Below are 10,682 nucleotides of genomic sequence, written 5' to 3'. Positions count from 1 at the left end.
GTGGCCGAGACGACCCCGGAGGCCTACCTGCCCGACCTCGCCATGTCCCTGAACAACCTGTCCGCCTGTCTGGCGGATGTGGGGCGGCAACCGGAGGGGCTGGCCGCGATCGAGGAAGCCGTACGCCATTACCGCGCGCTCGCCGAGACGACCCCGGAGGCCTACCTGCCCGACCTCGCCATGTCCCTGAACAACCTGTCCGCCTGTCTGGCGAATGTGGGGCGGCAACCGGAGGGGCTGGCCGCGATCGAGGAGGCCGTACGCATCCGCCGCACACTGGCCGAGACGACCCCGGAGGCCTACCTGCCCGCCCTCGCCGCGTCCCTGAACAACCTGTCCACTCGCCTGGGGGATGTGGGGCGGAGGCCGGAGGCCCTGGCCGCGATCGAGGAAGCCGTACACCACTACCGCGTGCTGGCGGAGGCGACCCCGGAGCGGTTCGACGCAGACCTACGACGTTCGCTGGATGTTGCCGCTTGGCTTAGATCCCTTCCACAGGGAAAGGTATAGCCAACCGCTTCTTGGCCATCGGCGCGGAGCTTGAAGACGTCGGGCTGGCTGTGCTCGCGCATGCCGTGACCGGGCTGGAGTGCCGGGGCTGATGGAAGTGGTTGTGGCCCGGTAATTGATCGTGGTTTGGTGACCTTGATCGATTGCGTCCGTTGGGTACAGCAGTGACGCGCGCATCCGTCGGTGCCGTGTCAGGTGCGGTGCCGCAGGGAGGTCACGCGTGGGGGAGCGGTTTTCGACGCCGGAGGAAGTGCGCGAGCACTGGTGTGGCGGGGGAGACGCCTACCGGGTCTCCGAGAACAGGGACCAGGCCGAACAGCGGCGGGACGTCGCGCGTTCCCGTGCCGGCCGGTGCCATGAGGCAGAGCTCGTCGGGGAGGCGCTCGTCGTCGCCCGGTTCGAGACCGCATCCGTGCCGGGACCGGATCGGTACCGGTGGGGTATTTTCCACGCCGGGACTTCGCTGCTGGTGACGGCCATGCGTGCGGGGCAGGGTGCCGAGCAGGCCCGGGCTGGCGCGCAGGCGATCGACGCGTGGCGGGACCCCGAGACCGGTCAGCCCTTCGACTGGACCAGCGACGGCCTGTCCGACCGGCTGCGCTCTCCGTACGGGCGGGGGATGCTCGATCAGGCCCGCGGCCGTGAGTCGGGGCAACGCTGGGAAGCGGCACCGCCTGCCAAGACGGAGAAGTACGAGACCGACGACGGGCAGGCCTACACCTACGGCAAGGCGGACGGAAGTACCCGCCGGGAGCTGCACGTCTTCGCGCCGGGAGGGCTGTTGATCGCACGCGCGGTCGACCACTTCGACGTGAACACGAAGAAGAACGCGTGGATCGGCGAGAGCCGTGACGGGCGGCGCCTGGCCGGACAGCGGGAGCGCCATTTCGTCGAGAACTCCGTCGCTGTCGACGACGGCGTAATTCCCCAGGGCCTGGCGGGCTCAGACATCGTCGAATGGTTCGTCACTCCACCTGAACCAAGCACGACCGTCACTGATGTGCAGAAGGAACTGTGCGACCGGACCTGACGGGGCCACCAGCGACAAGGCGTCCGCGATCCGGTCGTGGAAGTCGTCGAACCGCTCGTACTCCTCTGCCTCCAGCAGAGCCAGCGACTCGTCGAACCACGGCTTCACCTCTCCGAACGTCGGGGTTGGAACGAAGCGACCGTTCAGCCATGGAAAGTCGACCTCGTCGATCACGATCTCGCCGAGCAGTTCCTCCTGCCGCATCAGTCGCCAGACTTCGCCCTCGAAACCCATCCCGCCAGCTCTCCATCCGTGTCCTGGTGTCGCCGGGCAGCCTCTCACGCGGCAAGGACAACGAGGCAGGAGCGCCGGCGAGCTGCTGGCCAGCCATCTCGGCGCCCCTGCGAGCAATGGAATCTGGGTAGTCAGGGCTTGTCGCTGGGGTTCTTGGGGCGCTTGTTGGGCCGATAGCTGGGGCCGTTCATGATCACCTGGTGGCTGGCGATGGACCTGGTCTTCCGGGCCCCGCCGACGGCCCACATCGCGTGGGCGCTCACCGACGACGAGACCCGTCTCGTACTGGAGTCGTGCCAGGACGTCGCCCGGGACAAGACGCTGGCGTGGCTGAAGGAGTCCGTTGCGCAGATCCGGTGGGGGAGCGGCGGCAAGCACCGCCGGCCGGTGAAGGACGGGCTGGTTGTCGCGGTGTTCCGGCACTACGAGTTCCGCGCTGCCGAGTCGAAGCCGCTGCTCCACGACCACGCGGTCGTCTCGATCCGCGCCCGGCGGCCGGACGGGACGCGGGCAACCTCTCCGCCGGCACGATGCTGGCCCACATCGTCGCGGCCGACACCCTCTACACCCTCCACTTCATGGAGGAGGTGTCCTTCCGGCTCGGGTGGGCGTGGGAGCCGCGCGAGGTGACCCCGGGCCGCCGGCCGGTCATGGGAATCGCGGGGATCGACCGGCGGCTGATCGGCTGGCAGTCGACCCGCCGCCAGCAGATCGAGGACCGCTGCCCCTTCTCACCGACAAGTACGAAGAACGCCAGGGGCACCCGCCGGGGGAGAAGGCCGGCTACGCACTGGCCTGTCAGGCCGCCGACCGGACCCGCCCGCCCAAGCGCACCGAGCTGCTGTCACTGACCGAGCTGCGTAAGCGGTGGCGGGACTCCGCGATCCGGGCGTTCGGCGCCGACGTCGTCGACCGGCTCGCCGAGCGGGCGCGGGCGGCGGCCGCGGCAGTGTGGGCGCGGGTGCGGCCGGTCGTCGACGTCGTCCTGGCGGCCGTGGACACCGTCGCCGTGGTCTACGTGATGCGCGGCGCGTTCGCGCGCCACCACCTGCTCGCCGAGGCCCGCCGCCACCTCGCCTACGCCCTGCGCGGCCGCCGCCACGAACCCGGCCTGGACGAGTGGATCGTGCAGGCGGCCCTCGATGACTTCACCCGCCCTGTCGGGCGCGGTCGGAGGATGACTGCCGACCTGCGGGCCCTGTACCCGCGCGACACCGAGGACCAGGCCGTGCTGCGCCCGCTGACCCGCAAGCGGACCGCCCCGCCGTACGAGCGGGCCCGCCTCGCCGCCGGCGCCCTGGCCGCCCGGGTCCACGCCGCGCGGCGAGCAGAGCACCTGGGCTCGCGCCCCCGCCCCCGCCCGTACAGCGTCGCGGTGCCCGCCGCCTCGAGGTCGTCGTATCCGCGGCCCTTCCGAGACGGCCGGAAGGACGGCCGCCTGCCGGAGCCGGAGACCGGCGTCGACGCGGTGGAGCAGACCCGCCAGACCTTGGAAGCCGCCGCCGCGAAGGTGGCCGCCACGCTCCAGGACAGCCAGCGGGCGCGCGAAGCCGCTCACGGCCCGCGTCCGCAGACCGCCCCGGCGACGGCCCCGCCGCAGTACACCCAGCAGCCCGGCACCCAGCACACGCCGGGCCGAACCACAGGAGGAGTCATGTGAACACCCCGGAAGAACGCCCCAACCCCGACGAAGCACTCACCCGCGCCGCCCGCGAGCAGATGGCCGCCGCGCTCGACGAGGACCAGGAGCCCGACGTCGACGAGCCTGTGGGATGGCAGCCGATCTGGAAGCGCCCGCGGAAGCCGAAGTCGAAGGCGGCGAAGAAGAAGGAGCTGCGCGAGCAGCGGAAGCGACTCCAGGAAGTCGCCAAGCGCCGCCTCGCCACCAGGAACTCGCGCCGGCCCCGCCCTTGGCAGAACCGGATCGTCAACGCCGTCGCGCGCCGCGCCGCCTGAGCTCTGCCTCAGGCGCGGCACTCCAGCGCCGGGTTGCGGTGACGACGCTCGGCACCGTCCACTGAGTGGAGCTCGCCCGACACTGCGCATCGCCGCCGGATGGGCTCCTGCGAGCGGACTTTACTTTGGTGCGCCGGACGACGATGGACTCCACCGTGGTGCGCACCGCGCTGGTACAACTCTTTACTTCCGATCATGAAAACGTGATCATGGTCGCCTCTTCGTACCGCTGGGGGAGTGTGGTGCGAAGCGTTCAGACCGGTCGAATACACCATGATTCAGGAGACTTCGCTCATGCGGAAGACCTTTGCCCTGGCTGCCGCCGCCATCGGAATAATCGGCATGCTCGCCACCGCACCTAGCGCGGCGGCCTCGGACGGGGGCCCGGGTGCTCCGGCTCCCGCCATATCGGCCAACTTCACGCCAGCCTTTGAGGCGCCGGAGGCAGCCGGTGCCGGATCAACAGCCGCCAGCGGCAGCTACATGGTTTTCGCCAACGGCATGTACGGAACCTGCATGGACGACAGCAGCGCGTACGGGCTCCGGATGCACGGGTGTGACGTTGTGAGCATGGACAACGGCTACCAGAGGTTCTCGTTGACCGTCTCGAACGGCTACTACAAGTTCAAGAACGTGGCTACAGGCAAGTGCCTCGACGGCAGCACCAACTACGACGTTCGCACCCACACGTGCAGCGACGCGAGCTTCAACAACGGCTACCAGAAGTGGTCGGTCTACAACGCGATCGACGGTTGGGTGAGCTGGAAGAACGCGGCCACTGGACAGTGCATCGACTACAGCGCCAACAACGGTCTGCGTCTGCACACCTGCAATACCGATTCCTTCCTCAACGGCTACCAGGCGTGGAGCTACTGAACCGCTGAGGATCTGCCGAGGTCATGGCCGTCCAAAGCCGACTGACCACAGGCCACACCTTACGACTCCGCCCGACCCTCTGCTCCTCCGACGCCCCGTCCCCCTTTCTGTAAGAAGAGGATTCGGCCTGCGCCGGTATGGAATGCGAAGGCCGAAGCCCCCGGCGGTTGTTTAGGGGAGCGCCTTCTGTCGGCTGAGGAGCACGGTCAAGGTTTGTGCCTCGAGTGCGTCCAACATCACCGTTTTCACCAGCGCGGCACCGAGTTGGTGAAAACGGTGCCGGGCCAGACCCTGAGCGGCGAGTGCGCAGCGCAGCGCTCGTCCCGGCCCTCGTCCTGCCGCCGACGGACTCGCTCGCCCGGCGCCAGCCTGTTCGGCACCCTCGCGCTCGCCGCCCCCCTTGTCCGGGGGCGGCCGAACGCGCGCCCCCCTTGTCCGGCTCCGCTACACCCCCTTGTCCACCTCTGCTACCGCGACGTTCCTCCTGGACATCGCCGGTTTCGGCTCGCGATCAGGTCGCGGACAAGGGGGTGTGTGATACAGGAGCCCGCCCAGCCGTGGCGGCCCCGGCGCGGTGCGGCGACGCCGGGAGACCGCGCCATCAGCGCCCTGTGGTGCGCACCGGGGCGGTGCGGTGCGGTGCGCCGGGGATGCGCGCCGCACCGCACCACCACCCTCTCGGAGGTGCGGCTACGCGGTGGGGCGGTCCGCCGGGTGCGCTTCCACCGCCTGCTTCATCCCCGCAGCCTCCAGCTGGCGCAGGACCTCGCCGACGTCGCCGTGGTCCTCGGTAAGGATGTTCTCGGTGAACAGGATGATGGTCCGGGCGACGTTCCGCGCGTTGCCCAGGCACACGCCGTGGCACAAGAGCTCCAGCAGCAGCCGTCCGAGCGCGGCGGCCAGGAAGGAGTGCGCGCACGGCTCCCCGTCGTGGTCGTCTTCGGCGGTGACGGGGATGAAGACGCGGGCGGCGACGTCCACGAGCATCCGGCACAGCTGCTCCGGGCCGATGTCGTCGGCGACCATGCCGGCGGTGTCGATGTCGTCGGCGTGGATCGCCTGGATGTAGGTGAAGGCGTCGGCGACGTCCTGCGGCTCCATCGGGGCGAGCGGCACGGTGACGGTGTTCTCGGGCATGGGTGCTCCTCATCATCGGGCCGCCCCGCTGATCGGGGCGGCCTTGAGAACACCCTCGGATTGCTGCCCTGTGGACAGAGTCCGGCCGCCCAGGGGGGAGAACTCTCCCCCCTGGGTTGATCACGATGCGGTCACGGCGGAGGGGTTCTTCGAGGCCGGCGTCACACGGAGCCCGAATTCCGCACCTGTAGAAGGTGAATGGCGGGACAGGCCCGCCCCACCTCCAGGAGCGCCCTGTGGCGAGCACCGCAGACGAGCCCGAGCAGCCCCTCGACCCGGCCGGACAGGACCCCTCCGTGGACCCCTCCATCACCCCCTCCGTGCCGCGCCGTCGGAAGCCGGGCGTTTTTGCAGGTCAGGCCCGGCGGAAAGGGGGCCGTCGTAGCGCCGACATCCCTCATGTAGATGTAGCCAGGCGTCCGCAGCACCGGAAGAACTCGACCGGGCCCCGGCGCCGGGAGCTTCTGTAGGCGCTGGGGATTTTCCAGAGGGCTACGCCCGACCAGCTGTGGAAGCTGACCCGTCCGGGTAACCAGCACGACAAGCTCACGCGGGACAACCTCCTGGACCTGGAGGACCACCACCTGGTGCGGATCGAATCGGTGCGGGGAGACCAGCGGCAGGTGTGGGTACTGACGAGGCGCGGACACGACGAGGCGAAGCTACTGCTGGAGCCGAAGGGCATACGGGTCTCGGGGCTGCGGGAGAAGAAGTACGACCCGGTGACGGGGAAGCTGCTCGGTGCCGGCTATGACGAGCACGCCGCGGCGGTCACCTCGACGGCCGCCGAACTCCACCGTGCAGGGATCGGTCATCGGCTCGGCTTCCAGACTGAGATCGGGCACCGGCTTGCCGACGGGTATGTGCAGCGGGCGGACCTGGTGGTGCGGGCGCCGGACGCCGGGGTGCCCGTGCTCCTGGTGGAGGTCGACCGCCGCTCGGAGGACGCGCACGACCTGGTCGTCAAGCTGCGCCGGTACTGGGAGTGGGGCCGTCTGCTGGCGAAGGATGCGGACAAGCGCACCGTGGACCTGGTCCGCTCCCGGCCGGACGCGATCGAGGGCGTCGGGCACGAGCAGCGTCTGTGGCGCCGGGTCTACCCGCCGACCGGCCGCGAGGGCCTGGCCCCGGTGGCGTTCGTGTTCGCCGATACCACCGAGGCGAAGGTCGCCAACACGGTGGCCGTGCTGGAGGAGGCCGGGCGGCGCTACTGGGCGCCGCGCCGGTGTGACTTCCTCTACGAGAAGGCGATCACCGCGCTCGACTACCGTCAGGCGGTGCCCGTCGTCGTCACCACCCTGGAGCAGCTTCAGGAGCATGGGGCCGGGGCGGCGGTGTGGCGGCGGCTGGGGAGGACTACCGAGCAGACGCTGACGGACGCGCTCGACAATCCCGACGGCCACGCCCTCTACCGCGCCCAGGAAGCCCGCGCGGACGCGGAGGACCAGCGGCGCCGGGCCGCTGAGCGGGAGGCGCAGCGCCCGGTGTGCAGGCGGTGCGGGCGGAAGTTCAGCGACGAGCGCTGGGAGGAGATCACCGTGCACCGGACCGCCGTCCGGGCCGGGGACAAATCCGTGTGCGGCCCGTGCCGCGCCGACGACGTCGCCCGCCAGGAGGCCGCCGCCGAAGCCGCTCGCCTCGAGGCCGCCGCGCCGCCGGAGCCGCAGGACGGTCCCGAGGCGAAGAGGGGCCGCGGCTGGCTCCGCCGACGACCCTGACGATTCCCTTCGCCACCGGCCACGCCCCGCCCTGCCCGCACCGCTGTGACCTGCGAGGGTCATTGCTTGGGTCACTCGCCACGGCGTGTGACGCAAAGGGCCGGCCTTGCCGCGCCCGGGTACTGACCCGGTGCCTGTGTGACTGTGCGCCGTAGGTGGCCAAGATTTGCACGCTACTTGGCCAGCGTAGAACCGCTGGTCCAGCGAGAACGCAATTCGAGCTGGGGGCAGCTTGCTCGAAGCCCCGTGACCGGCTCCGGGCGTTACATCCGGATGTGCGGGACGCAGCGCAACGCCCAGTGAGTGCTATGTGGTTGTACGCTCGCGAGATGCCGAGGAGTTTCAGCTACAGCAAGCCGTTCTTCAGTTCTGAAGATGAGGAGCTGCCCATGTGTCCGCACTGCAAGCAGCCCATTCAGGTGGGTGATGACGTCCACTGGTACCAGGACACGCTTTGGCACACTAAGCCCTGCCCCAGCTGAATGGGCAGTCGAGTGGTGCCGTTGGCTATGCCCGCTCCGCCACCGGCGCCCGCTGAGGGCCTGCCCGGAGCAGAAGCCGGGCGGTCGGCAGCACACGGCGGTTAATCAGTGCCATGACCCGTGGCCAACCAGCCTGCTCAGCCCGGCCAAGTAGGGCGAAAGCTGTGGCCATCAATCCTGCAAAGTGGTCATCTACCGTGCACAGTCACAGCCTGGTGTGCGTACGGTTCAGGTTGCGCCACCGGTTGCGCAGTAGGTTGCGTCGCCAGTTGCGCGGTAGGTTGCGTCACCGGTTGCACGCCTCACCGAGCCGGTGACGCGTCTGCGCAGGCCAGGGGCCGTGGGTCAGCCGATTTGGCCGCCGACACCTCCCCTGTGGGCAGGGGAGGTGCCCTTCTCCTCTCATGGCGCGGGGCGGGCTGCCCGTCGGGCGGAACAGGCACCGAAGTCCCCGTGCCACCGCGCGGGACGTGCGGGCCTGCCCGGCCTCCCCGGCCCGAGGAGGCCCTACACAGGCCGTATGAGACGTAGCCGAGAAGAGACCCGCACCCCAGGATCTGCCGGGCGACCTGTGGCACGCCCTGGCCCAGCTCCATCACACCCATCCCGACCCCGTGGGCCGCGTCGGGTCGCTCGCCCGCCCGGCTGGGCTGCTGTCCTTCGCCGCGGCCTACGACACCGTCCTCGCGGCCCGTGTGCAGCTGTCCGGCGCGGAGTCGATGCGCGAGGTGAACGAGACGCTCCGTGCGGTCACCGGGGGCATGCAGGCCCACTTCACCGGCCCCGGCGTCGCGCTGGAGGTCACGCTCGGCAGACGGCAGGAGCTCCCGTTCCACGAGGCGCACGCGGTGGGCCTCACCCGGCTCTTTCGTCACGCCGCCGGCACCGTCGGCGCCCGCAGCACGCCGGGCGGCGGTCTGTGCTTCCACTGCAGCGGGACCGGACGCGGCCGACCCCTGTGGGAGCCGGCGGCCGGGCAGGCGTGAGCGGCACGCGAGAAGACCGCCCGCGTTCCGGGCCGCCTTTCCGGGCGGTGCGGGACGCGGGCGGGCGTACGGACCCTGGAGGCTTACGCCGGTACGGGCGCCGGCTGCGGGCACAGTGCCGCGAGCGGAGAGCGCCGGCCCTTCTCCACGGTGCGCAGCTGCGCCCAGTCGACCTCGGGGTGAGCCCCGGGCAGGTCGTCGACGTGCCCGGCGGCGAACCGCGGGACGTCGACAGCGCCGGCCTTGCTCGCACCGAACTGGACGCGGCCGAAGGAGACCGGAGCGATCCACCCCAGGCGGCGCATCCATTCGAAATCGACCCGGCGGACACCGAGCCGGGCGGCGGCCTGTTCCGGCCCGAGCGGCGCCTCACGGTGCAGCAGCCCGGCCAGACCCTCCAGGGCGGCGACCTGGTCGACCTGGTCGGGGTTGAGGGAGCTGTACCGCCGGTGGGCACTGAGGTCGGCCAGGAGCCCCAGCGCGATCAGCCGCTTCACCGCGTAGGAGGACACCGCCGGCGGCTGGCCGGGCTTGTTCGGCGTACCCAGCGCCGCCGCGATCCGGTTCGCCGCCTCGTACGGCGAGATCGCCTCGCGCGGCATCGCAGCCCGTACGGCGGCCGCGTCCATCGCCTCCATCGCCTCCACCGCCGACCGCGACCACGCGAAGCCGCGCACGTCCGGGTCCGGGACCACGCCCACGTGCCGCGCCCAGCGCAGCACCACGACCGTCGTGTGCAGCCGCTTCGCGGCCTGGGCCTCGTCGTACTCGGTTCGCTGAGCCATGGGATTCCTCGCTCTCACTCGTTCGCCTTGAACCTTGGCGACAGAACATGACAGAACACCCAAAACGTGTCAATAGACCCTGGAATCAGGCAAGTTGGGCTGACACGACTAGAACTGCGCCCACGTACGCGAGGGCAGATCCACTCTTTCGGCGGTCCGGATGCTGTCCTTCGCGGCCCGAGGCCCACCAAGGGGTGGAGGCGGGAAAGTCCTGCCACCGGGTGGAGGTACCGCTGTGATCGTTCGTTTCGTGGGTGGCCCGCTCGCCGGTCGGGAGCTGGAGACCACCGACGCCCCGTGGAAGGGCGACTGGCTCACCGCCGGCGAGGCCGACTGGGCCCTGTACGTTCCCGGTCACCGTGACCCGGCGACCGGCATCGTCCTGGCGGAGGTCCAGGTGACCATCCCGCGCCGCCGCTAGCCGCCCGGGCTGCTGCTGCAACACCGGGCCGTGTTGCGCGTCTGACCTGCGGTGAAAGCGCCAGGCGCCCTATCGGGGGCTGCTGTTGCATCACCGCGTTGCAGCGCCGAGCGCACGAGCCCCCGGGCCCGCGCGGGCCCGGGGGCTCGTCAGAGCGGGGAATCCCTAGTCGTCGCGCTCAGGCCCGATCCGTCGTGCACGTGGGCTCGGCGGTCTCCTCGATGGTGCTGGCGCCGCTGAGGTCCTCGCACACCCGCAGGTCCAGCGCGACGGCGGCCGCGTCGATACGGGTCCACTGTTCGTCGGTGAGGTCGGGCAGGAGCGGGCGCAGGTGGTGCAGGGCGAACGCGACGATGCCCGGCGTCACGCTGTGCAGGAGGTTGGCGAGGGCGGCGCTGTGCGCGTCGGGATGGAGCTCGCCCCCGCCCGACAGGGCGTACGCCAGCCTGTATGTGGAGTCGGCCTGCTCGGTGAGGGTGGCGTTCGCGGCGCCGCGTACGCCCGTGAGCCAGTCGGTGGTGAACAGCATCTGCTCGATGGCGGCACC

The 10,682-nt window shown here is 70.4% G+C and carries 15 protein-coding genes; 10 read left to right on the top strand and 5 right to left on the bottom strand.

Features of this window, described 5'->3' with window-relative positions; translation table 11 throughout:
• Both ACFW6A_RS27810 and ACFW6A_RS27805 read left to right on the top strand, forming a co-directional pair.
• A partial coding sequence (locus ACFW6A_RS27810) for a tetratricopeptide repeat protein (RefSeq protein WP_386643699.1) occupies window positions 1-510 on the top strand: 510 nt, incomplete at its 5' end.
• Between the two features lie 220 nt (window positions 511-730).
• Window positions 731-1,540: a hypothetical protein gene (locus ACFW6A_RS27805; protein ID WP_386643696.1), complete on the top strand. Its 810-nt coding sequence runs from the start codon at window positions 731-733 to the stop codon at window positions 1,538-1,540.
• On the opposite strand, the gene ACFW6A_RS27800 is transcribed toward ACFW6A_RS27805, so the two are convergent.
• Together ACFW6A_RS27800 and ACFW6A_RS27795 are read right to left on the bottom strand one after the other, a co-directional pair.
• Window positions 1,454-1,774, bottom strand: coding sequence for a hypothetical protein (locus ACFW6A_RS27800; RefSeq protein ID WP_386643693.1), 321 nt, complete (start codon window positions 1,772-1,774; stop codon window positions 1,454-1,456). The genes ACFW6A_RS27805 and ACFW6A_RS27800 overlap by 87 nt on opposite strands.
• A 131-nt stretch (window positions 1,775-1,905) precedes the next feature.
• Window positions 1,906-2,037 (bottom strand): hypothetical protein, encoded by a 132-nt coding sequence (locus ACFW6A_RS27795; RefSeq protein ID WP_386644002.1) that lies wholly within the window; start codon window positions 2,035-2,037, stop codon window positions 1,906-1,908.
• Between ACFW6A_RS27795 and ACFW6A_RS27790 the strand changes: the two genes are divergently transcribed.
• From ACFW6A_RS27790 to ACFW6A_RS27770, 5 genes are all read left to right on the top strand, one after another.
• Entirely contained in the window at window positions 1,985-2,404 is a 420-nt protein-coding gene (locus tag ACFW6A_RS27790; RefSeq protein WP_386643992.1) for a relaxase domain-containing protein, read from the top strand. The genes ACFW6A_RS27795 and ACFW6A_RS27790 overlap by 53 nt on opposite strands.
• Entirely contained in the window at window positions 2,305-2,625 is a 321-nt protein-coding gene (locus ACFW6A_RS27785) for a relaxase domain-containing protein (RefSeq protein ID WP_386643690.1), read from the top strand. Before ACFW6A_RS27790 ends, ACFW6A_RS27785 begins: the two co-directional genes overlap by 100 nt.
• Window positions 2,626-2,735: 110 nt before the next feature.
• Window positions 2,736-3,434 carry a hypothetical protein gene (locus ACFW6A_RS27780; RefSeq protein ID WP_386643687.1) on the top strand — a complete coding sequence of 233 codons (699 nt, stop codon included), beginning with the start codon at window positions 2,736-2,738 and terminating at the stop codon, window positions 3,432-3,434.
• Window positions 3,431-3,730 (top strand): hypothetical protein, encoded by a 300-nt coding sequence (locus tag ACFW6A_RS27775; RefSeq protein WP_386643684.1) that lies wholly within the window; start codon window positions 3,431-3,433, stop codon window positions 3,728-3,730. The genes ACFW6A_RS27780 and ACFW6A_RS27775 overlap by 4 nt, the downstream gene beginning before the upstream one ends.
• A gap of 294 nt (window positions 3,731-4,024) precedes the next feature.
• On the top strand, window positions 4,025-4,606 hold the full coding sequence (locus tag ACFW6A_RS27770; protein WP_386643681.1) for an RICIN domain-containing protein: 582 nt from the start codon (window positions 4,025-4,027) through the stop codon (window positions 4,604-4,606).
• A 690-nt stretch (window positions 4,607-5,296) separates the two neighbouring features.
• Here ACFW6A_RS27770 and ACFW6A_RS27765 read toward each other — a convergent pair.
• On the bottom strand, window positions 5,297-5,743 hold the full coding sequence (locus ACFW6A_RS27765; RefSeq protein WP_386643678.1) for a hypothetical protein: 447 nt from the start codon (window positions 5,741-5,743) through the stop codon (window positions 5,297-5,299).
• 587 nt (window positions 5,744-6,330) lie between these two features.
• Between ACFW6A_RS27765 and ACFW6A_RS27760 the strand changes: the two genes are divergently transcribed.
• Both ACFW6A_RS27760 and ACFW6A_RS27755 read left to right on the top strand, forming a co-directional pair.
• On the top strand, window positions 6,331-7,461 hold the full coding sequence (locus tag ACFW6A_RS27760; protein WP_386643675.1) for a hypothetical protein: 1,131 nt from the start codon (window positions 6,331-6,333) through the stop codon (window positions 7,459-7,461).
• A gap of 1,096 nt (window positions 7,462-8,557) precedes the next feature.
• Complete coding sequence (locus ACFW6A_RS27755) at window positions 8,558-8,929, top strand: hypothetical protein (protein WP_386643672.1); 372 nt, start codon at window positions 8,558-8,560, stop codon at window positions 8,927-8,929.
• Window positions 8,930-9,012: 83 nt separating this feature from the next.
• Here the strand turns inward: ACFW6A_RS27755 and ACFW6A_RS27750 are convergent, their stop codons facing one another.
• A complete protein-coding gene (locus tag ACFW6A_RS27750; RefSeq protein ID WP_386643669.1) occupies window positions 9,013-9,714 on the bottom strand; it encodes a hypothetical protein in 702 nt (233 codons plus the stop codon).
• A gap of 235 nt (window positions 9,715-9,949) precedes the next feature.
• Here ACFW6A_RS27750 and ACFW6A_RS27745 point away from each other — a divergent pair, with 235 nt between their 5' ends.
• Window positions 9,950-10,135, top strand: coding sequence for a hypothetical protein (locus tag ACFW6A_RS27745; RefSeq protein WP_386643666.1), 186 nt, complete (start codon window positions 9,950-9,952; stop codon window positions 10,133-10,135).
• A 178-nt stretch (window positions 10,136-10,313) separates the two neighbouring features.
• Here the strand turns inward: ACFW6A_RS27745 and ACFW6A_RS27740 are convergent.
• Window positions 10,314-10,682 (bottom strand): hypothetical protein (locus ACFW6A_RS27740; RefSeq protein WP_386643663.1); only part of this gene is annotated, 369 nt, incomplete at its 5' end.

The organism is Streptomyces sp. NPDC058758 (assembly GCF_042746075.1).
In the GTDB taxonomy this organism is placed as follows: domain Bacteria; phylum Actinomycetota; class Actinomycetes; order Streptomycetales; family Streptomycetaceae; genus Streptomyces.
Note: the sequence above shows the minus strand (reverse complement) of the source record. Positions and strands in the feature narration are given on the sequence as shown.